Below are 20,448 nucleotides of genomic sequence, written 5' to 3' on the forward strand. Positions count from 1 at the left end.
TTACTGTCTCTTCCAAATTATACGGTATCATACTCCCTTGCAGGATAACCCAGTCATGGCCATAATATTGAGATAACGCTTCATCATACCGGGGTGATCGCCAGCAGCCCGATCATCGAAAGGCTGCGTGAAATGGAATAAAGGCATGCAGAAACAGCCGGATGCTCTAATAGAGCCCCGGCTGTTGTTACAAGATATGAAATACAGCTTAATCATAGCGTACCGGAACCCGTCAGCAGAAGGTGGTTATTTAGTGAAAGCTTGCGGCACAAGCTCGTCCAGAATCTCCTCACTGAGGAACGGGGCCAGGGGCAGCAGCGCTTTCGAGCCTTCTTTTTTAAATATAGCCTCTGCTAATTCGTCCAGCGTCTCCTCACTTACAAACGGGGCCAGCGGCGGCAGCGCTCTTGAGCCTTCTTTCGTAAAGACCGCCTTTGCCAGTTCGTCAAGTGCCTCTTCGCTTACAAACGGGGCCAGCGGCGGCAGCGCTCTTGAGCCTTCTTTCATAAAGACCGTCTTTGCCAGTTCGTCAAGTGCCTCTTCACTGACAAACGGGGCCAGCTTCAGCAGCGACTCCATCCCTTCCCGTTCAAACACCTGCTTGGCGCACTTATCCAGGGTCTCTTCACTCAAGAATGGAGCCAGTGCCAACAGATCGTCTACTGCCGCCCCCTCCTTCACATGCTCAAACGCTTCGCCGATCTGTTCATTCTGCAGCAATGGCGCAAGGTCCGAAAGTTCTTGTGCAGTGCCTTCTCCCCGCTGGAAATAATCACCCGTGGTCTGATCCAGCACACTTTCGATAATCCCGGAGCTTTGCCCCTGCCCTTCTCCGAGGATCTCGCCGATCCCGACACCAAAGATTTCCGCCAGCTCCGGAAGCTTGGAGATATCCGGCATACTCGCGCCTCTCTCCCAGTTGCTGACTGCCTGATAGCTGATCCCCAGCTGATCTGCGAGCCCCATTTGCGTAAGCCCGGCGGCTCCTCTCAATCTAACGATATTCCTGCCCACCTTCAACATGTCAAACATGCTTCCACCCCTTCGGCTAAGATGCTCTCAGTGTACCGAACGCTGCTGTTTTTGTATATCAAGCGCTGCTTGAGTTGCCGCCCGCTGCGGCTTGCCGCGGAAAATAGTCACCAAGACGACCGCTGCAATAATAATTACGGCTGCAGTCAGTGTATTCAAGGTAAGCTGTTCACCGACCAGCAGCCAGCCAAGCAACACAGCCACTACCGGGTTGACGAAGGCATAGGTTGAGACCAGAGAAGCGTCGGCATTCTTAAGCAGCCAGATATAGGCCGTGTAACCGATGATAGAGCCGAAGATGATCAGATACCCGAGAGCCAGGTACGAGCGCATAGAAATGCCGGAGATATCAAGTCTGGACCAGTCGCCGGTAAAATAGGAGAAAACCATCAACAGCGCGCCTCCCGTCAGCATCTGTGCTGCCGTCGACATCAGCGGGGAATCCGGCATTGCGGCGCTTCGTGAATACATGGAACCTATTGCCCAGCTTATGGAAGCTGCCAGCAGGGTGATAATCCCGATCAGATCGGTGGCGGTACCCGTATCCCCCTTCCCCGGCTGGAAGACCAGCACGGCGATGCCCACCAGCCCCAGTACAATGCCGGCGATGACACCGGTATTCGGACGTTTGCCGCCGCGGCCAAACCAGCCCATCAGCATCATCCAGACGGGCACTGCCGCCACGATCAGTGAAGCGATAGATGAAGATACTCTTTGCTCTGACCAGGCCACTACACCGTTGCCTCCAAGCAGCAGCAAGGCGCCGACAATCGCCGAAGACCGCCACTCGCGCCCTGCCGGACGCTTCGCTCCGCTTAATCTGGCAATAATATAGAGCACTGCGCCGGCTGCAAAAAACCGCACTCCAGCCATCAGAAAAGGCGGCATCGTCTCAATCGCAATCTTCATGCCGACATAGGTGCCTCCCCAAAACAAGTAAACGCACAATAGCGCAATACCAACCACGTACACCGGATTCACTTTCTTCTTCTCCCGCATGCTGCTATACCCCCTTCAATCCGTCTTCATATATAGTAGATAAAATAAAAGTAGTCGAGGTTTCCTTAATGTCAGGAATACGGAGAATTTCATCTAGCAGCAGCGTAAGCTCTTCCGGCGAGGTCACCCTCACCTTAAGCAACATGCACCACTCTCCCGCCAGCCGCTGGCATTCGATGATGCTCACTCCCGGGATTTGTATGCGGATAATCTGGTCTGCTGCCTCCTTAAAGCCCTGGCTGACCACCTTCACGGAGATCATGACTTTGATCTTCTGGTCCAGCTTGCTCCAGTCCACAATTCCCCTGTAGCCCTTGATCACGCCGCTCTTCTCCAGCTTGCCGACCCTCTGATGCACCGACGGCCGGGAGATATGCAGCAGCTTGCCGATCTCTTCATGGGACAGTCTCCCGTTCTCTTCCAGCAACTTTAGAATTCTGATATCGAGTTCATCCACAAGACCGCCTCCTGGGCAAAATTATAGCATGATTCCTTCAATTAATGACTAATCGTTAGAGTTCAAAAGAAAACTCAAACGATTCGTAATCTTAAAGGGAAATAATCACCTTAATCGTTACAGAACCGGCTCAAATCCATCATAGGAATAACGAATCGTAGGTGCGTTTGAACACGCCAAAAACTCAAGTCTTGACCCTCCAGCCGGAAAAGCTGGTCTGGGCCACTGCTTGAGCGGGATGATGCTGGAGAATTATTTGCAGCTGAACTCCAGACTGGGGCGGAACGACAAGAGTGTAACGTAACTGGCTGGCCGATGAGTAAACAGACTGGGTTGGGTTGGGTTGGGTTAGGTTAGGTTGAACCCGTTCGGCATACCTAAACCATACTGACCCGGATTGAGAGGACCCTATTTTACGAAAAGGACAACTTTTTCCGGGCAAACGGACTCAGAATCCTCTATTTACTTCCAGACACGCCTAAACGATGGTCTTCAGACATTTAGCGGAATCTGAGTCCGCATAGGCAAAATAACAGGAGATTTTCGCCAAATAGGGGATTGTCAGTCCGGTTCCTGTTTTCGCAGGATATCGGTCTCCCCCACAGTTGTGTTCCCAGCGGCAACTTCTTCCCCGAGCACAGCAGCTACTCCCTGCCCGGTAATCCGCCGCCGAACACCGTTCCTTCCGCAAGCCCCGACACGAACTGCTGGAGCCAGACATAATATTCAGCGGCATGCTTCAGCTTGTCCAGATCCCTGAGGCAGGCCTGCCGCTCTTCTTCGGGAGTGTCCGCCGCATCGATCAGCGCCTGCAGTTCAGGCACAGCCGTCCCCATCGCCTCCTGCATCACATCAATCTCCCGCTGAAGCTTCAGCGTGAAGAAGTTCCGGAAGGCCTGGAAGAAATCCGTCTCCGCCGCATACAGCTCCTTCCGCTCACGCTTCTCCTCCAGCTTCGTAACCATCCGCGAAGCGATCAGAGAGCGGACACCGTAGCTCATATTGCTTTTGCTCATATTCATGACCTGCTTCATTTCCTCCAGCGTCATCGGCTTGTCCTCAAAGAACATAATTCCATACAGCTGCCCGAACGAATAATTCGCTCCATACAAATCCATCGTCTGCGCTATGGCATCAATCATCGGGCCGAGCAGCTGCTCCCGTGGAGAACGATGCGGGTTGTCCTCGCCAAATGCGGCCTGTTTCATAAGGTAGCACCTCTTTTCGAATAGAATCATTCTCTCTACATTACACAAAACCGAAGCTTTGCGGCAGACTTACTACAAATTTTACACAAATTCCGAAGTATGTTTACTTCCGCTTGACCACAAGGCTCGCCCATGAGTGTACAATTTTTTTTGAACAGAGGAGCAGTCCTCTGCATTATAACGCACAAAACAATGTAGATGGAATGGGGTATTGGAACGAAGATGACACGTTCAAAGCTTATTAGCGGATTGAAGCCCGTGCTGTTCACGCTGCCGGCAATGGTCCCGTTTGCCCTATTCTGGCTGGCCCCGCTGCTGTATGTGCTGTATCTCAGCTTCACGGAATGGGATTTCATGAGCCCGGAGAAGACCTTCGTCGGCCTGCAGAATTATACCGACCTGCTCAGCAATCCGGCTTTTTACAAAGCATTAAGAGTAACCGTGCTCTTCTGCGCCGGCAGTGTGCTGCCCATCATCCTGCTGGGACTGGGCCTTGCCCTGCTGATGAACCGCAAGCTGAAGGGCTCCGCACTCTATCAGGTGCTGCTGTTCTCGCCTTGGGTCACGCCGACGGTTGCCGTATCCATCGTCTGGTCCTGGATTTATGAGCCTGATGTCGGGCTTGCCAATACAGTACTTGGCTTCTTCGGCCTTGAGCCGATCGGCTGGCTGCAGGATCCCAAGTGGGCGCTGATTGGCGTGCTGCTCGTAACGATCTGGAAATCAGTAGGCTGGGCGATGATCTTCTATCTGGTGGCGCTGCGGAATGTGCCTTCCGATCTGCTGGAAGCCGGGGAGCTTGACGGGGCAAGTGCGGTGCAGAAGTTCTTCCGCATCACGCTGCCGCTGATCTCGCCAACGACCCTGTTTCTGTTCGTGGTGCAGCTCATCTCGGCACTTCAGTCCTACGATCAGATCAATGTACTGACGCAGGGCGGACCGTCCGGCTCAACCCGCACCCTGCTGTACCTGTATTATCAGTCCGCCTTCGAATCGTTCCAGATCGGAGAGGCTTCCACTGTAGCTGTCGTCCTGGTCTTCCTCTGCATGCTGCTGTCCGTGTTTTCTTTCAGCATCAGCAAGCGGACCACCCATTATCAATAGAACTTTATATTTTCCACAAGGAGGTCTCACCGCTTGCGTATGCTCACACGTCTCAGCGGACCGGCCCGCCAGATTTTTTTCGCCGTGCTTGCTCTGCTGATGGCTTTTCCGTTCTACTGGATGGTTACCAGCGCACTCAAAACCAATGATGAAATCTGGCGCTCCCCGCCTACGCTCTGGCCAGAGGTGCCGCTCTGGGGGAATTTCGCCGCAGCCTGGAACGAGGCGCCCTTCGCCAGATATATGGGCAACAGCATCTTCGTGGCTGTCTCCATTGTCATCCTCCAGACGATCAATTCCGGGATGATGGCGTATGCGCTGACGCATATGAAATTCCGCCTGAAGGGTGTTTTTGCCGGAGTCATCCTGTTTGGTTATATGGTTCCGGCTACAGCTGTCTATCTGCCCGGATATCTGGTACTGTCTGAGCTTCATCTGCTCAACTCCTATGCCGGCCTGATTCTCTCTAATTGTGTAAGTATCTTCTCGATCTTCCTGATCAGACAAGCCTTCCTGCAGGTCTCGCATGAACTGGTGGAGGCGGGTGAAGTGGATGGTGCTTCGCATATGCGGATTCTCTGGACGGTGCTGGTGCCGGTAACGCGGTCATCCTTCGCCGTGCTGGCGCTGATTACCTTCATTGATCAGTACAACAACTATTTCTGGCCGATGCTGATTACCAAGGACCCCAGCCTGCAGCTCGTCTCTGCCGGTCTGCGCAGCTTCTTCGTGGAAGGAGGTGCATACGGACTGAAATGGCCGCTCATCATGGCCGCCAGCGCCTTCACGATCGCCCCGCTGCTGCTTGTCTTCCTGCTGGCGCAGAAAACGATTATGCAAAGTGTCAACATGACCGCAGGCTCCAGTAAAGGCTGAAATCTAACACTTCCAAACAAAGAGGAGAATGATGATGAACGTATTCAAAAGATTGTCTGCAGTATCCATGATCGCCGGACTTTCCGTACTCACTGCTTGTGGCGGTAATTCTGCTTCGGGTAATGTTACGGCAGCTGACGGTGCGGCCACAGTACCTGCCGCTGATGCGGCTCCTGCTTCAAGCGCACCGGTAACCATTGAATTCTGGTATGGACTCGGCGGCAAGCTCGGTGAAAATATGGAATCGCTCATTCAGAAATTCAATGCCTCCCAGCAGGAGGTCATCGTCAAGGGCATTGTGCAGGCAGATTATACAGAAACCGAACAGAAGCTTCAGGCAGCTATCGCTACCGGCCAGGTTCCGGCAGCCGTGCTCTCCTCCAATATAGACTGGGCCCGCAAAGGTTATTTCGCAGCGATGGATGAGCTGATTGCCGGGCAGCCGGACTTCAATCAGGCGGATTTCGTCCAGACCTTCCTTAGCCAGGGCCAGGTTGACGGCAAGCAGTACTTCCTCCCGATGTATGGAACAACACAGGTGATGTACTACCGTAAGGATGCTTTTGAGAAAAGCGGCATTGATGCCAGCCAGATTAAGACCTGGGAAGACCTCGCTGCAGCTGCCAAGAAAATGACAGTGACAGAAGGCGGCAAAACCAGCTTCTACGGCTGGGAGCCGATGTGGGGCTCGGGCAATATGATTGACGCTGTACTCAGTAAGGGCGGCAACATTCTAAGTGAGGATGGCAAGACAGTTACGATCGACTCCCCTGAATGGATCGAGACCTGGGACTTCTTCCGCCAGGCGATTCATGAAGAGAAGACCATGCGCATTCACTCCGGCGGACAAGGCTGGGAGTACTGGTACAAGACGATTGACGATGTAATGAAAGGCCAGGCGGCCGGATACACCGGCTCCAGCGGCGACCAGGGCGATCTCGACTTCAGCATCGTCTCTGCGATGGAGCAGCCGGGCTGGGCCGGAGTCGGCGAAGGCAAGCCTGTAGCCCAGGCGATTATGGCCGGTATTCCTGCCAAGGCCGGAGATGCTGAGCAGCAGGCCGCTATGAAATGGCTGACCTACTTCACGAACTCCGAGAATACCGCCTTCTGGTCCATTAACACCGGATATATTTCCGTACGCCAGTCTGCACTCGAAGATCCGGCATTCGTCACATTCAGTGAGACTAATCCGCAGATCAAAATCCCGTTACAGCAGGCCTCCCATGCCTCCGCTCCCTTCCAGGACCCTACCGGCGGTAAAATCAACGATGCCCTGACAATCGCTGCGGACAAGGTGCAGATTGAGAATATTCCGGCAGCCGAAGCCCTTAAGGAAGCGCAGCAAACCGCCCAGGCGGCGCTGGATAAACTGAAATAACCGGCAATTAATGATCTAAATATTTCATGAAATGAACGATTAGACACAGGAGGACAGCTGCATGCCTACGCTCATTACCCCGCACGGGGAGCATTCCATATCCGCCATCCTGTTCGACAAGGATGGCACCCTCCTGGAGTTCGTCTCACTCTGGGGCAGCTGGGGCGAGTGTTTCCTCGCACAGTTCACCCGGCAGCTCCAGCAGCACGGCCTTGAATTTCCGGTGCAACACCTGGCCTCGCTGCTCGGTACCGTTCACGATGCAAGCGGCAGAATTGTTGATTATGACCGCAACGGCCCCCTGGCCATGGGCACCATGAATGATCTCTATGCCATACTGTCCTGGCAGGGCTATCTACTTGGCTTATCCTGGGCCGAATCGATGGAACTGGTCGACCTCTGCCGGCAAGAAGCAGATGCGTTAATGGAACAGAGCAAGCCAGTGCTCCCGCTCCCCGGCCTGCTGAATTTCCTCGACGAGTGCGCAGCCGAAGGAATTCCGCTGGCCGTAGTCACTGCTGATGAAACCGCAGCGGCGGAGAATCACCTCCGCTGGATCGGCATCCGCGGATATTTCAACGCCGTGATCGGCACGGATCAGGTGGAGCGCGGCAAGCCCTTCCCCGACATGGCGCTGCTGGCCTGTGAGCGGCTGGGGGTGCAGCCAGCCAAAGCTGCCGTGATCGGCGACACGAACGGCGATATGCGGATGGCCAAGGCCGCCGGGACGGCTGTGGCCATCGGGATTACCGGCACTGCGGCAGCCGGACCGGCAGCTGCGGCGGCGACTAGAGCAGTTGCAGCTGCCGCCAGCAGCGCAACAGACGTGAATGCGGCTAACGCACACGCAGACACCGCTGCCGGAAGCAGCCGGACGGCAGCTACACGGACTGTACGCAGTCTTTTGCCGGATGCGGATTGTTTGGTGCAGTCTTATGCGGAGCTTGGTATAGGAAGGATGGTACGATGAAGGCCGAAGGGGCGCTGGCTTGGGTGTTTCTCACGCTGGCGATTGTGTTCGAGCTCTCCGGCACCATTTCGATGAAAATCTCCCACGGCTTCACCCGGCCCTGGCCCTCCGTGCTGATGTTCCTGTTCTACGGGATCAGCTTCACCTCGCTCAATGTTGCCCTTACCTCCATCAGAGTTGGAGTTGCTTATGCGGTATGGTCGGGGGCAGGCATCATCCTGATCTCGATTGTGGGGGCTATGTTCTTTGAAGAACGGTTGACCTTCTCCTCACTCTTGTGGGTGACCGTAATCGTAGCCGGCATTGTGGGCCTAAACATTAGCGCCAAGGGACATTAGGAAGATTATTCATACATCATCAAAGGAGGCTCTCCCAGCGAATGAACACAAGCGGACATGGCGGACAACCGCCGCTGTTAACCTTCCAGATTATTACCGACACCCATGTCACGGCCGATCCGGCACATGAATACAATCTGAATTTCGGACGGGCACTGCAGGATTTGGCCGTCCATGCGCAGGGCAGCAGCGGAATTATGCATATCGGGGATATCACGGATCATGGCTTCGCGGAGGAATATGCGGAGGTTCACCGTATTCTTCAGCTGCATCAGGCATCGCTGCCGGAGATCCTCTACACCCTGGGCAACCATGATGTGGGCCTCGGCCACTGGGAATCACGCCTTGCGATGTACACCTCCCGTATGGGTATGCCTGGTCCCTATCATGACCATTGGATCGGCGGCTATCATTTCATCTTCCTTGGAACTGAGGAGGGTCTGCCCACGTTCTGCAATCTGTCGGACGAACAGCTTAAGTGGCTGGACCGGAAGCTTGGGGAAAAAGCAGCTGTCGGACCGTTCCCCGGAACGCGGGTGGTGGATGACCTGGAGATTTACATGCAGCCTCCGGTTGCTCATGAGCTTGACGGGCAGCTGGAGCTGGAGCTGGAATCTGGCGCAGCAGCACTTACAGAACGGCCTATCTTCCTCTTCCTGCATCAGCCGCTGAAGGATACGGTAGCCGGCTCATTGGAGTCTCAGGAATGGTATGGCGTCACACAGGATAAGGAGCTGCGCTCCATTCTGGCGAAGTATCCGCAGACTCTGCTCTTCACCGGGCATACCCACTGGGAGCTTGAGGTCGATAATACGATGCACCCCGGCAACGGGGAGACAGCTACTATGTTCAATGCCGCTTCTGTGGCCTATCTCTGGACGAATGCGGATGAGCACAAGACTGGCAGCCAGGGCTTCTATGTGGAGGTCTACGCTGACAAAGTGCTTATCCGGGGACGTGATTTCACCACGGGAAGCTGGATCGAAGCAGCGCAATATGAGGTTGTTAACACCGTTAGTGTACCTGGGCAATCTTCTGAAAAGTCCATATTAAATAACCAAGCTTCATTATAATAGCTGCAATAAAAACAGCCTTCTCCGTCTATATGGAGAAGGCTGCTGTGCGTACAGGCTGAATAGCACTAACATCCGGTTTGCGGATGCAATCTAAGCTCACTCAAAAAGCAGGCAGCGCGATATCCGCGTAATTATCCTCAAGGAACTTCTTCACTTCCGGGCCGCTGATCGCTTTGGCCAGCTTCTGGATCGCCTCGGAATCCTTGTTGTCCTCACGGGCAACAAGCGTGATGGTGAATGCGGAATCCTCACCTTCGGTAATCAGCGCATCCTTCTTAGGGGTCAGGCCGAGCGGGCTGGCATAAGCAGGCGTCATCGCTACCAGATCTGCATCATCCAGCATCCGGGCCAGCATCAAGAGATCTACCTCTTCGAACTTAAAGTTCTTGGTATTGGCGGTAATGTCAGCCTGGGTCGCCTGAATCCCTACCCCATCCTTCAGCGTGATCAGTCCGGCATCTGCGAACATTTGCAGGGAGCGCCCGATATTGGAAGGATCGTTCGCCATCACCAGGGTTGCGCCCTCAGGCAGTTCATCAATGCTCTTGTAGCGCTTGGAGTAACCGCCATAAATGGCATCATACACCGGTTGAACCGCAACGAGCTTCGCATCTTTGCTGGCATTGAACTGCTCCATGTAAGGCACATGCTGGAAGAAGTTCGCGTCCACCTCTTTGTTCGCCAGCGCTTCGTTCGGCTGCACATTATCGGACAGCACCACAACCTCCATGTCCACCCCTTCTTCTTTCAGAATTGGCTTCACAATATCAAGGATATCCGTCATCGGCGGAATCAGCGAGGCTACTTTGATCTTCACAGGTTCAGTGCTGGCGGCAGCCGGTGTCTCTTCCGCTTCCTTGTTGTTTCCGCAGCCCGCAAGCGCGAGTGCTAATGCAAGCAGTGTTAATCCGAAGGTAGCTTTCATTCTTGTTCCGGTTCTCTTGACCGTTCCGTTTCCTGCAGTCATCGTCTTCTTCATTGTTATCTCCAGCCCCCATTGTTATATAGTTTCTCAGCGTTTATCCAGCAGTCTTGCCAGCGTACTTCCTGTGAACTGAATCAATTGCACCAGCACAATCATGACGAGAATGGCATAGATCATCACTTCCGTCTCGAACCGCTGATATCCGTAGCGGATAGCGAAATCGCCTACCCCTCCGCCGCCGACCACACCCATTACTGTTGAAAAAGAAATAAAGCTGATCGTAGATGCAGTCAGTCCCAGCACCAGTCCGGACCGTGCCTCTACATACAGAAACTTAAAGATGACTCCCAGCCTGGATGCACCCATGGATAGCGCAGCTTCAATCGTTCCTCTCGGAACCTCCAGCAGCGACTGCTCCACCAGCCGTGAATAATAGGCAATAGCGACGATAGATAACGGCACTGTTGCCGCCATCGTACCAATTGCCGTACCCACCACCAGGCGGGTGAATGGAATCAGAGCCACCACCAGCAGCAGGAACGGAAACGAACGCACCACATTCACGATGCTGTTCAGCACCAGCGACAGGCTTCTGTTCTCATACAGCTGGCCTTTGCGGCAAAAATACAGCAGTGTTCCCAGCGGAAGCCCCAGCAACAGCGCAGCACCTACGGAGATTCCGACCATCACAAAGGTCTCTCCGATCGACTGCCACATCTGATCCTGGTACTTCAGCATGCTCTCAAACATAGGGTTCCCCCGTTCTTCCGGTAATTCTCTCCCGGTAGGAACCTGAATGGCTCCCCGGCGGGAGAAAGCCGCCCTCATCCCGGGAAAAGGAATCCACTATCCGTCCGTCTTCCATCACAGACACCTCTGAGCAGATGCTCCGGACGACATCCAGCTCATGGGTAACTATAACGACGGTAACACCGAGTGAATCATTGATGTGACGGAGCACACCCAGGATATCCGCCGTGGTACCCGGGTCAAGCGCAGAGGTCGGCTCGTCGCACAGCAGCAGCTTTGGATTGTTCGCCAATGCCCGGGCAATGGCCACCCGCTGGCGCTGCCCGCCGCTGAGCTGTGCAGGGTATTGGTCCGCTTTGTCCGCCAGCCCGACAAATTGCAGACATTCCAGCACCCGCTTCATCCGTGTGGCACGCGGCACTCCGGCAAGCTCCAGCGGAATCGCCACATTGCGGCTGACAGTGGCATTGCCGACAAGATTGAACTGCTGAAAGATCATGCCGATTCTTTGCCGCTGCTGCCGCAGCTCCTTGTCCGGAAGCTCTGTAAGCCGCTTGCCGTCTACAGTCACCGTTCCCGTATCGGGCCGTTCCAGCAGATTGATCAGCCGCAGTAGCGTGGATTTGCCGGCACCGCTTGCCCCGATAATACCGTGGATGGCACCCGCCTTCACTTCAAGCGATACATCGTCCACAGCAGTATAAGGGCCTTCCTTCAGAGCGAAGCTTTTGCTAACCTGACTCAGCGATAGAATATGAAGCCCTCCTCAATAGACTGCCTGAACTAAAGCTCTCCACCTTCGGCTGTATTGTACTATAATTATTTAAAAACTGTTTTATTAAAAATCTCTTTAAATAATAAGGCATTTCTTCCGCTGTGTCATCATTTTTCTCAAAATGATTTATAAGCGCTCCGGATGGTATACCCATTATAAGGATGCCCCTGGGCTGTTTGGGATTATTCTTATATATACGCAAAAAAGGATGCGGCCCTCATAGGACCCCATCCTTTTTTGCTATTTTACAAGAAAAATCTCCCCCGCTCAGCGCAGGTTCCCCGGCACAATCCGGTGATACGCAGGCTTCGGCTGATGCTTCTCATCGAACAGAAACGGCCAGTTCTTCCGTCCCCGGACCGGGAAATCATCCAGCCAGGTGTAATCATCGGCTGCACCCCAGAAGGTGACAGAGGAGATGACCCCGCGATATTCCTTCAGCAGCCGGAACACGGCTTCGTACCGCTCCGCCTGCAGCTCAAGCAGCTCCTCAGGGGGAGCCTTAAGATCCATGCGTCTGTCCTCGAAACGGAACAGCGACATATCCAGCTCCGTAAGCTGCAGCTGAAGACCGAGCGAAGCATATTTCTCAATCGCGGTGCGGATCTCATCCAGGCCCGGATCATACAGATTCCAGTGAGCCTGCAAGCCGACACCGTGCACCGGTACCTCCTTCTCAATCAGGGACTTCATGAGCGTGTAAATTTTGTCCCGCTTCTGCGGGTCGGATTCATTATAGTCATTGTAGAAGAGCAGCGCCTGCGGGTCCGCTTCATGCGCGTACCGAAACGCTTCGGCAATGAAGTCAGGTCCGGCAATCTCCAGCCATTTGGATGGGCGCAGCAGCTCCCCGCCTTCATCGGCAATAGCTTCATTGACCACATCCCAGGCATAAATATCTCCCCGGTATCGCCCGACCACGGTCTCAATATGACCCTTGAGCCGGGCCAGCAGCGTATTCTTGTCTACTGCGCCGTGCGTTTTGTCCTCAAACAGCCAATCGGTTGTCTGATTATGCCATACGAGGGTGTGCCCGCGCATCGCCATGCCATGCTTCCGGGCAAAGGCTGCCAGCTGATCCGCCGCCCCGAAACGATAGATTTCTTCTGCCGGATGCAGACTCTCGAATTTCATCTCATTCTCGGCAGTAATGCTGTTGAAATGATAGGCCAGCAGCGTTTCCTGAGAAGCAATCATCCGCGGATTGACCGCTGCGCCGATCTTGAAATCATCTGCGAACACCGCTTTCAGTGCAGGCTCCTTGAAGTCCGGTCTTTCTCTCACAGCTAACAACACTCCTTATTCACATTAGCCCGGATCAGGCAGAGCAGGCGCCAGTCCGGCCGCCTATTCTTTCACACTGCCGACATTGAGGCCAACGACAAAATACTTCTGCATAAACGGGTACACCATAAGGATTGGCACAGAGGCCACGACTGTGATGGCTGCCCGTATGGAGAGCGGCGTCACCATTGCTCTTGCTGAATTCTGATCCATCCCCACCCCGTTTTGTACAGTAGGGTTGCTGTTGGAATTCATCGTTGAGGACAGCAGCTTCATCAGCTCATATTGCAGCGTACTGAGGTTCTGTCTGGATGAGGTATAGATAAAGGCATCAAACCAGGAGTTCCACGCGCCGACAGCCACAAACAGTGCGATGGTAGCCAGCACCGGCTTGCAGAGCGGAAACACCACCCGCATGAATATTTTGAAATCCCCGGCGCCGTCAATTTTGGCCGATTCCAGCAGGCTCTCCGGGATGGTTCCGATATAGGTACGGATGACGATCATATTGAATGCGCTGATCATCGACGGGAAAATATACACCCAAAAGCTGTTCAACAGGTGCAGATCCTTGATCAGGAAATAGTTCGGGATCAGACCGGCGCTGAAATACATCGTTAGCACAAAGATAACCGTAATCGGCTGGCGGAATACATATTCCCTCCGGCTTAAGGTGTAAGCGAGCATGGTGGTCAGAAAAATGTTAAGAATCGTAGAAATCACTGTACGGGCTACTGAAACCAGGAAAGCATCGAAAATAGTTCCGGTGGCAAAGATTGCCTTGTAGTTCTGAAAGGTCCATTCTCTCGGCCATAAGTAAATGCCGCCGCGGATCGTATCATTCCCTTCGTTAAATGAAACAGCAATCGTATTGATGAATGGATATAATGTCACAAGCACCAGACAGATCATAAAGACCGTATTGAAGGAGGTAAACAGAATCGGTTCAAGCCTTCCGGTGCCTAAGCTCTTTTTCATCGTAAAGCCTGCTTGTTGCCCAGGGCTAATTTGTCGGTTATCCATAACTATAACAGCCTCTCTTCCCCAAGCCGCTTAGAAATTCCATTAGCCATAAGCAGCAATGTTACGCTGACGACCGTTTTGAAAATCCCGCCAGCAGTCGCGAGTGAATAATTCCCTTGGGCAAGCCCGTATTTAAGCACGAAGATATCTATCGTTTCCGCCCAGTCTACAACAAGCCCGTTGCCGAGCAGGTACTGCACTTCAAAGCCCGCTTCCAGGACATGTCCTATGGACATAATCATCAGAATTACAATCGTTGCTTTAATGCCAGGCAAGGTTACAAACATCATCTTCTTGTAGCGGTTAGCGCCGTCAATTTCGGCAGCTTCATAAAGTGCAGGATCAATGGAGGCAATGGCCGCCAGATAAATAATGGTGTTCCAGCCCACTTCCTTCCACACATGCGATGCCCCTACAATTCCCCAGAAATACTTTCCTTCACTGAGCCATAGGATCGGCTCTTTAATCAGATGCAGCTTCATCAGAACGATATTCACAATCCCGTCATTGATGGACAGCGAGGTGGCCACAATGCCGGTAACGATAATCCAGGACAAGAAGTGGGGCAGATAAGAGATCGTCTGCACGGTTCTTTTCCAGAATACTTTCTTGATTTCATTCAGCAGCAGCGCAAGCACGATGGCCGTAACAAAACCGAGAATCAGATTGATGAGCCCCATCGCCAGCGTATTGCGCAGGACACGAATGAAGTTATCATCGGTAAACAGAAACTTGAATTGCTTAAGTCCTACCCATTCCTGCTCCCCGAAGGACTTAGCCGGCTTGTAGTTCTGAAAAGCCATGGTCCAGCCCCAAACGGGAACATAGGCAAAGAGGATAATATAGAGCATCAGGGGCACTGACATCCAAATAAGCTGATTCTGGTTTTTAATCAAACGCCAGGTAACCGGCTGCTTTTTCTTTTTTCGGTTCTTCTTCGGATGCCGGACGACAGTATCTATTTCTAGGGTCTCATCCATATTCGTTGTCTCCTACTCCATCAAATTAATTTAGCAGGTGGAAGGCCGGTACCCGGCCCTCCACCTCCTGATCCCGGAAACAGACGCTCCGTTATTTACTCCAGTTCTCAATTCTCCACTTAATCTGCTCATTGATCTTGTCTTCATAAGCCTTCACATTAGCCTTTTGGATCTGTCCGGTATAGTCGGTCCATACGGAATCGAAGTCAGCCGGGTCGGCAAGAATGGCTTTAGGCAGGAACTTGGTCTGCAGCTCATTTAGTTTAGTACTGGCTATTTTGGCATCCGAGCCTTCAATCAGGTCGATGGACCAGGCAGGATAATAGACAGGGTTGGCCGGCGGTTCGCTGAAGAAGTCCACGTAAGAGTCATATCCATACGCATCAAGCACTTCCTTATCGAAAGGCTTCAGGCCCGCTTTGTATTCTTCAGGCTGTGCAGCGGCATCGGTTGAGTTGCCGTCACTGAAGCTTCCCTCTGTTTTTGGCAGGTAGTCAAACATCGCTTTGGCTTTGTTGGCCAGCTGCCAGGTGGCATCCGCTGCATTGTCACGCTGTTCCTGGGTTCTCATAAATCTGCCGTTCTCCACGATATAATCTTCGCCTTCAACACCCCAGGAGAAGGTTTTCTGCCAGTCTTCCTGGATCAGGGTGTCGAGCAGCTTGATAATCTGCACGGCGTTTTTGGCATTGATACTGATGCCGAAGCCATTGTTAAGGTTCAGAACCGCAAGATCGCGGTAGTAGTCTTTGGTCGACTCGTCATATACGAGCGGAAGGCCTACATAGGTACGTTCAATTTTACCTTGGGTAGTCAGTGAATCCTCAGCAGCGTTGAAGTTCCAGTGCTGGTCGAACATCCCCAGAACGGTACCGCTGGACAGCTTCGCCATATACTGGTCATAGTTCTGTACAAAGGTCTCTTTATCGATCAGACCCTTCTGGTTGATTTCATTCAGCTTCTGGTAGTATTGCTTCGCATAATCTTTGTCTGCAAAAATCTCAGCTACGCCGTCATTTACAACCACTCCGCCATCATTGGGATGGCCGATCAGATGCTGCGGCGCATTGAACAGACCCCAGTTTTTCCAGTCATAGTTCAGAATTTCGAATCCTATCGTCGGGCTTCCGTCGATCTTCGGATATTTCGCCTTATACTGCTCAATCAGGTCAAAGTATTGATCCAGTGTCTTCACCTGCGGATAATTGAATTCCTTGAGGACTGCTTTTTGAATCCAGAAGGCAGGTCCCGAATACCATGAGCTGTTGACCTTACCATTGTATACACCGTAGTTAGGCAGGATATAAATATGACCGTCATTCGGGTCCTTCATCATGTTCCAGTAATCCGCATAATGCGCTTTCAAATTTGGCGCGTACTCTTCAATCAGGTCTTCCAGCGGAATATAAGCCCCTGCTGCTGTAAGCTTGGTATTCCCGGTCATGAGGTCCGGGTAATCCTGGCCGGCAATCATAACGCCCAGCTTCTGGTTAATGTCGCCTGCCAGGAATTCCATATCGAAGGTGGCTCCTGTTTCTTCCTTGATCTTCTTGTAGATCTTGTTGTCCGGTGTCGGCTGTTGTCCGGCCGCGCCGATAAATACGCTTACGTTGAACGGTTCTATCTTGCCTTCCGTGTTAGCTGAAGCGGTTCCTGCCGCAGCTGTCTCTTCAGCTTTGCCTGCGGTATTGTTGTTGTTGCCCCCGCAGCCGGATAGCGCGAAGCTTAGGGATAACAGAACAATCAGGGAAACCTTGTACATCGCTTTCGACTTGCCCCCCATAAAGCACCTCCATAATGTGTTGGTCTTTAATTTGTAAGCACTTACATATATGAATTATAGAGGTGATCACCCTGCTAAAATACGACCGAATTAAAGGTATACCCCCATAAAAGTTTAGAACTTTGCATGGCGGTACTCGTTCGGGCCCATGTGCATCTCCTTTTCAAACCGTTTCAAAAACTGGCCGTAATTGACATAGCCTACACGTTCAGCTATCTCCGAGAGCTTCAGCTTGCTGCCGCGCAGCAGAACCGCCGCCTCCTGAATCCGCAGATGATGCAGCTGCTCATTGAAAGTCATGCCGTTCTTCTTAATCAGTAATTGCCCCAGATAGACGGGATGCAGGAAGAAGACCTCTGCAAGCTTCTGAATGCTCAGACTCTCCTGAAAATGCGCACCGATATACTCGTTAATCTCCTGCACAATGCCATGCGATTTTTGATTCTGCTCACGTATCAGGAGGTCTATTGCCATTTCGCCACAGGATAATAAGTGGCTGAGCAAAGCATTCAGCGGAAGCATCGCCTGCTGGATCTCCGGAATTCCAAAGACTGCAGCCCCCTGCTCTACACCACTATCTTCCGCCCCGGCCGCGAGTTCGGAGATCCGGTACATGAGATGAATCACAAATTTCTTCACCACCTCCGGCGCCACATGCTGTGCACGGAAGCTGTGCTCCGCTTCCTCCAGCGCCTTACGGTAACTGTCCGCATCCAGCAGATTAACAGAATCCAGCAGGGCATCCATCAGACGGATGTGGTCATAATGATAGCTGAAGGGATTGCCCTCTATCTCCCGGTAAACCATAACCCCGGCATGCTCAGGATGATAAAAGAAATGCAGTAAAGCCTCTTTGGCACTGCGGTAACTCTCCGCGATATCCGGCAAGGAGGTCTCCGGTGCTCCAATTGCCATATAGATCTGTCCACTGCTATACTCCTGCCGGAGGCTTTTCAGCCCCCCTTCTATTGCACTGCCATCACGGCTGTCTGCCGGTATACCATATACAATCCCGAGCATGCCCGCTTCCAGATCCATCATCACCATGGCCAGATACGCAGTCAGCAGCGCAGCCGCCCTGCCCCGCAGCTCTGCATACAGCTCCGGGGCAGTCTGAATCAGACAAAGGTTCCAGGCGCCGATTCCCTGAAAGCCAGGCAGGCCATCCAGCAGCTCCTGAAGCACCGGTTCGGCTTTTTTGCCGTACAGCAGTGCTCTAATCAAGACCGCCACCTCCTCTTCAGAGGCAATCTCATGAATCGTTCTGCGGCTCTCCTCCTGTTCCAGCTCCTGATGAATTTCCCGCAACTCCTCGGCCGCCTCCTCCGGAAAGACCGGCTTTAGCAGATAGTGGCTGATTCCGTAGCTGATGGCTGTGCGGGCATATTCAAATTCACTGTAGCCGCTCAGAATCACGAACTTGGGTCTGACTGCATCCTGCTGCTGCCAGGCCTCTATCATCTCCAGACCATTCATAAGCGGCATATTCACATCTGTAATTACCAGATCCGGCTGCAGCTGCTTCATCAGCCGCAGCCCCTCCCGGCCGTTGCCGCAGGTTCCGCACAATTCGAAGCCGAGTTCCTCCCAATCAATCCACAGCTGCATGCCTTCAAGGGCACTCGGCTCATCATCAATCAATAATACTTTGTATTTCACGGGTTACACCTCGCCTTCCAAGGGATGATTCAGCTCAAGCAGCCTGAGGGGAATGCCAAAGGTGACCACGGTCCCCAGCCCCGGTGTGCTGGATATCTCGAAGCGCACCTGATCCGCATAATACAGCTCCAGCCTGCGGTATACGTTACGGATCCCGATATTGGCCCCTGAGGAATTCTCATTGCGGATGGCAAACAGCAGCTCCTTAAGCTTATCCGGTTCGATGCCTTTGCCGTTATCCGATACAGTGATCTGCAGCCGGTTGTCCAGCACTGCCGTTGTCACCCGGATGATGCCCAGCCCTTCGACCGTCTGCAGGCCATGCTTGCAGGAGTTCTCAACCAGCGGCTGCATGCTCAGCTTCGGGATTTTATATTTCAGGGACTGCTCATCAATCTCAAATACGTAGTCGAATTTATCCCTGAACCTGAATTTCTCAATTTTGAGATACATCTCGATGAAGGTGATCTCCTCCTGCACCGACACCAGATCCTCCTTCCAGCTGAGCAGCCTGCGCAGCAGCTTCGACAGGCTTTTCACAATATCCGTAACATCGGTATATTTGTTCTTGGTGCAGACCACCAGAATCGCATTCAGCGTGTTGAACAGGAAATGGGGGTTCATCTGGCTCTGCAGGAAGTTCAGCTCCGCCCTGACGCGCTCCATCTCCAGGTTCTTGCTCTGGATCTCCAGCTTGTACACATCGTTGATCAGCGAGTGGATTGTGGAGGTCATCCCGTTGAAATTACGGATCAGTCCGCCGATTTCATCCCGCCCCTCATCGATGGCGATCAGCTCAAACTTCTCGTTAGACACCTTCTGCATATGCCGCGACAGACGTTTCACCCGGTAATTATAGGAGCGCAGCATAATGTAGATGAACCCGCTGGTCAGCAGCGTAATCGTTGTTGCCAGCGCAGCCGCGTACAGGCGTATATCCAGAATGGCCTGCGTGATCCGTTCCCCCTGGGTGATTCCGACAATTCTCCAGCCCTTGAGATAGTTGGCCGTGCCCACAGGCACTACCTGCACATCCTCCCTCTGACCGTCGCCCAGCTGATCGAATACGGGATAAGGCTCCTCGGTGAGCCGCTGATAGCCGCTGTCTGCTGCCATGACAATCTTGTTCTGCTCATTGATGAGGTAGAGGCTTAAGTAATCTTTTTCGCGCACAATAATGTCATAGATTTCGTTCAGGTCCAGATCAATCCGCAGCACCTTCTCATACTTATTCAAACTGCTGTAATTATCCATCGTTTCAACAACGCTTAGCGTAGGGATCGATGACGCCAGGTTCTTATTCTCACTCGTCCGGTAAGCGGTAACAAACACCTGGGTTTCTGCTTTCTTGGCCTGCCTGTACCAGTCGCTTGCCCATACCTTATCGTTCATGACCTGATAGTTCCCGCCGGACACAATGGTGCGGTTATCTGTGTAAATGCTGATCCGTTCCAGCTGGTTGTTGACAGGCATGTAGCTGTTCATCCGGTCCCGCAGCTGTTCGTCGAACATGCTATAGAATTCTATGGAGTCCGTGTAGGTGCGGTCCAGCAATTCATACAGGTTCTTATCCGTAGACAGGGCGTAGCCGACGGAGACCCCCCCTTCGATGAAATCATGAATATCCTTGCGCGCCCGCTCCAGGGAAATCTCCAGGTTCTGCTGTTCTCTGGATTTAATGAGATCCGTAATCCGGTCCAGAAATACTAAATTGAGCACCATTATTGGCAGCAGCACACCTACAATGTAGATAAGGTAGAACTTATAATTAAGCGGGATATCGTTAACAATTGTCGTGAATTTAAATCTTTTTCTCCACATGCCTTAT

20 protein-coding genes are annotated in these 20,448 nt (G+C 52.7%); 6 read left to right on the top strand and 14 right to left on the bottom strand.

Annotated elements, in window-relative coordinates:
* Positions 1 to 246 precede the first annotated feature (246 nt).
* The 4 genes from PBOR_RS35840 to PBOR_RS29905 all read right to left on the bottom strand — a co-directional run bounded on the left by PBOR_RS35840 (position 247) and on the right by PBOR_RS29905 (position 3,696).
* Positions 247 to 1,032, bottom strand: a complete 786-nt coding sequence (locus tag PBOR_RS35840) for a helix-turn-helix domain-containing protein (RefSeq protein ID WP_052429703.1) — start codon at positions 1,030 to 1,032, stop codon at positions 247 to 249.
* Between the two features lie 27 nt (positions 1,033 to 1,059).
* Positions 1,060 to 2,031: an EamA family transporter gene (locus PBOR_RS29895; protein ID WP_042217536.1), complete on the bottom strand. Its 972-nt coding sequence runs from the start codon at positions 2,029 to 2,031 to the stop codon at positions 1,060 to 1,062.
* 4 nt (positions 2,032 to 2,035) lie between these two features.
* Entirely contained in the window at positions 2,036 to 2,488 is a 453-nt protein-coding gene (locus tag PBOR_RS29900) for an Lrp/AsnC family transcriptional regulator (RefSeq protein WP_042217538.1), read from the bottom strand.
* Between the two features lie 644 nt (positions 2,489 to 3,132).
* Positions 3,133 to 3,696 (bottom strand): GbsR/MarR family transcriptional regulator, encoded by a 564-nt coding sequence (locus PBOR_RS29905; protein WP_042217540.1) that lies wholly within the window; start codon positions 3,694 to 3,696, stop codon positions 3,133 to 3,135.
* 198 nt (positions 3,697 to 3,894) lie between these two features.
* Here PBOR_RS29905 and PBOR_RS29910 point away from each other — a divergent pair, with 198 nt between their 5' ends.
* From PBOR_RS29910 to PBOR_RS29935, 6 genes are all read left to right on the top strand, one after another.
* Positions 3,895 to 4,800 (top strand): carbohydrate ABC transporter permease, encoded by a 906-nt coding sequence (locus PBOR_RS29910; RefSeq protein ID WP_174479835.1) that lies wholly within the window; start codon positions 3,895 to 3,897, stop codon positions 4,798 to 4,800.
* Positions 4,801 to 4,839: 39 nt separating this feature from the next.
* Positions 4,840 to 5,676 carry a carbohydrate ABC transporter permease gene (locus PBOR_RS29915; protein WP_042220084.1) on the top strand — a complete coding sequence of 279 codons (837 nt, stop codon included), beginning with the start codon at positions 4,840 to 4,842 and terminating at the stop codon, positions 5,674 to 5,676.
* Positions 5,677 to 5,710: 34 nt separating this feature from the next.
* Entirely contained in the window at positions 5,711 to 7,057 is a 1,347-nt protein-coding gene (locus tag PBOR_RS29920; RefSeq protein ID WP_042217543.1) for an ABC transporter substrate-binding protein, read from the top strand.
* Between the two features lie 61 nt (positions 7,058 to 7,118).
* The gene (locus PBOR_RS29925; protein ID WP_052429704.1) at positions 7,119 to 8,027 is read left to right on the top strand and encodes an HAD family hydrolase; all 909 of its coding nucleotides are present in this window, start codon (positions 7,119 to 7,121) and stop codon (positions 8,025 to 8,027) included.
* Positions 8,024 to 8,365, top strand: a complete 342-nt coding sequence (locus PBOR_RS29930) for a DMT family transporter (RefSeq protein ID WP_042217545.1) — start codon at positions 8,024 to 8,026, stop codon at positions 8,363 to 8,365. The genes PBOR_RS29925 and PBOR_RS29930 overlap by 4 nt, the downstream gene beginning before the upstream one ends.
* 41 nt (positions 8,366 to 8,406) lie before the next feature.
* Positions 8,407 to 9,438 (top strand): metallophosphoesterase family protein, encoded by a 1,032-nt coding sequence (locus tag PBOR_RS29935; protein WP_042217546.1) that lies wholly within the window; start codon positions 8,407 to 8,409, stop codon positions 9,436 to 9,438.
* A 103-nt stretch (positions 9,439 to 9,541) separates the two neighbouring features.
* On the opposite strand, the gene PBOR_RS29940 is transcribed toward PBOR_RS29935, so the two are convergent.
* The 10 genes from PBOR_RS29940 to PBOR_RS29980 form a co-directional block, all read right to left on the bottom strand.
* Complete coding sequence (locus tag PBOR_RS29940) at positions 9,542 to 10,366, bottom strand: MetQ/NlpA family ABC transporter substrate-binding protein (RefSeq protein ID WP_042220086.1); 825 nt, start codon at positions 10,364 to 10,366, stop codon at positions 9,542 to 9,544.
* Between the two features lie 87 nt (positions 10,367 to 10,453).
* On the bottom strand, positions 10,454 to 11,116 hold the full coding sequence (locus tag PBOR_RS29945) for a methionine ABC transporter permease (protein ID WP_042217548.1): 663 nt from the start codon (positions 11,114 to 11,116) through the stop codon (positions 10,454 to 10,456).
* The gene (locus PBOR_RS29950) at positions 11,109 to 11,870 is read right to left on the bottom strand and encodes a methionine ABC transporter ATP-binding protein (protein ID WP_081972250.1); all 762 of its coding nucleotides are present in this window, start codon (positions 11,868 to 11,870) and stop codon (positions 11,109 to 11,111) included. Before PBOR_RS29950 ends, PBOR_RS29945 begins: the two co-directional genes overlap by 8 nt.
* Positions 11,848 to 12,045 (bottom strand): hypothetical protein, encoded by a 198-nt coding sequence (locus tag PBOR_RS37235; RefSeq protein WP_157764167.1) that lies wholly within the window; start codon positions 12,043 to 12,045, stop codon positions 11,848 to 11,850. Before PBOR_RS37235 ends, PBOR_RS29950 begins: the two co-directional genes overlap by 23 nt.
* 113 nt (positions 12,046 to 12,158) lie before the next feature.
* On the bottom strand, positions 12,159 to 13,175 hold the full coding sequence (locus PBOR_RS29955) for an endo-1,4-beta-xylanase (protein ID WP_042217550.1): 1,017 nt from the start codon (positions 13,173 to 13,175) through the stop codon (positions 12,159 to 12,161).
* 63 nt (positions 13,176 to 13,238) lie between these two features.
* On the bottom strand, positions 13,239 to 14,153 hold the full coding sequence (locus PBOR_RS29960) for a carbohydrate ABC transporter permease (RefSeq protein ID WP_042217552.1): 915 nt from the start codon (positions 14,151 to 14,153) through the stop codon (positions 13,239 to 13,241).
* Positions 14,154 to 14,200: 47 nt separating this feature from the next.
* Complete coding sequence (locus PBOR_RS29965; RefSeq protein WP_042217554.1) at positions 14,201 to 15,178, bottom strand: ABC transporter permease; 978 nt, start codon at positions 15,176 to 15,178, stop codon at positions 14,201 to 14,203.
* Between the two features lie 91 nt (positions 15,179 to 15,269).
* Complete coding sequence (locus tag PBOR_RS29970) at positions 15,270 to 16,961, bottom strand: type 2 periplasmic-binding domain-containing protein (protein WP_042217556.1); 1,692 nt, start codon at positions 16,959 to 16,961, stop codon at positions 15,270 to 15,272.
* 114 nt (positions 16,962 to 17,075) lie between these two features.
* Positions 17,076 to 18,620, bottom strand: coding sequence for a response regulator (locus PBOR_RS29975; protein WP_042217558.1), 1,545 nt, complete (start codon positions 18,618 to 18,620; stop codon positions 17,076 to 17,078).
* A 3-nt stretch (positions 18,621 to 18,623) separates the two neighbouring features.
* A complete protein-coding gene (locus PBOR_RS29980; RefSeq protein ID WP_042217560.1) occupies positions 18,624 to 20,441 on the bottom strand; it encodes a cache domain-containing sensor histidine kinase in 1,818 nt (605 codons plus the stop codon).
* Positions 20,442 to 20,448 lie beyond the last annotated feature (7 nt).

Source organism: Paenibacillus borealis (assembly GCF_000758665.1).
Lineage (GTDB): Bacteria > Bacillota > Bacilli > Paenibacillales > Paenibacillaceae > Paenibacillus_AQ > Paenibacillus_AQ borealis.

Excerpts from the sequence above, each read along its gene's own strand:
- PBOR_RS35840 (WP_052429703.1), bottom strand. The coding sequence starts at position 1,032 with ATGTTTGACATGTTGAAGGTGGGCAGGAATATCGTTAGATTGAGAGGA.
- PBOR_RS29895 (WP_042217536.1), bottom strand. The coding sequence starts at position 2,031 with ATGCGGGAGAAGAAGAAAGTGAATCCGGTGTACGTGGTTGGTATTGCG.
- PBOR_RS29905 (WP_042217540.1), bottom strand. The coding sequence starts at position 3,696 with ATGAAACAGGCCGCATTTGGCGAGGACAACCCGCATCGTTCTCCACGG.
- PBOR_RS29910 (WP_174479835.1), top strand. The coding sequence starts at position 3,895 with ATGGAATGGGGTATTGGAACGAAGATGACACGTTCAAAGCTTATTAGC.
- PBOR_RS29915 (WP_042220084.1), top strand. The coding sequence starts at position 4,840 with ATGCTCACACGTCTCAGCGGACCGGCCCGCCAGATTTTTTTCGCCGTG.
- PBOR_RS29920 (WP_042217543.1), top strand. The coding sequence starts at position 5,711 with ATGAACGTATTCAAAAGATTGTCTGCAGTATCCATGATCGCCGGACTT.
- PBOR_RS29925 (WP_052429704.1), top strand. The coding sequence starts at position 7,119 with ATGCCTACGCTCATTACCCCGCACGGGGAGCATTCCATATCCGCCATC.
- PBOR_RS29930 (WP_042217545.1), top strand. The coding sequence starts at position 8,024 with ATGAAGGCCGAAGGGGCGCTGGCTTGGGTGTTTCTCACGCTGGCGATT.
- PBOR_RS29935 (WP_042217546.1), top strand. The coding sequence starts at position 8,407 with ATGAACACAAGCGGACATGGCGGACAACCGCCGCTGTTAACCTTCCAG.
- PBOR_RS29940 (WP_042220086.1), bottom strand. The coding sequence starts at position 10,366 with ATGAAAGCTACCTTCGGATTAACACTGCTTGCATTAGCACTCGCGCTT.
- PBOR_RS29945 (WP_042217548.1), bottom strand. The coding sequence starts at position 11,116 with ATGTTTGAGAGCATGCTGAAGTACCAGGATCAGATGTGGCAGTCGATC.
- PBOR_RS37235 (WP_157764167.1), bottom strand. The coding sequence starts at position 12,045 with ATGGGTATACCATCCGGAGCGCTTATAAATCATTTTGAGAAAAATGAT.
- PBOR_RS29960 (WP_042217552.1), bottom strand. The coding sequence starts at position 14,153 with ATGAAAAAGAGCTTAGGCACCGGAAGGCTTGAACCGATTCTGTTTACC.
- PBOR_RS29965 (WP_042217554.1), bottom strand. The coding sequence starts at position 15,178 with ATGGATGAGACCCTAGAAATAGATACTGTCGTCCGGCATCCGAAGAAG.
- PBOR_RS29970 (WP_042217556.1), bottom strand. The coding sequence starts at position 16,961 with ATGGGGGGCAAGTCGAAAGCGATGTACAAGGTTTCCCTGATTGTTCTG.
- PBOR_RS29980 (WP_042217560.1), bottom strand. The coding sequence starts at position 20,441 with ATGTGGAGAAAAAGATTTAAATTCACGACAATTGTTAACGATATCCCG.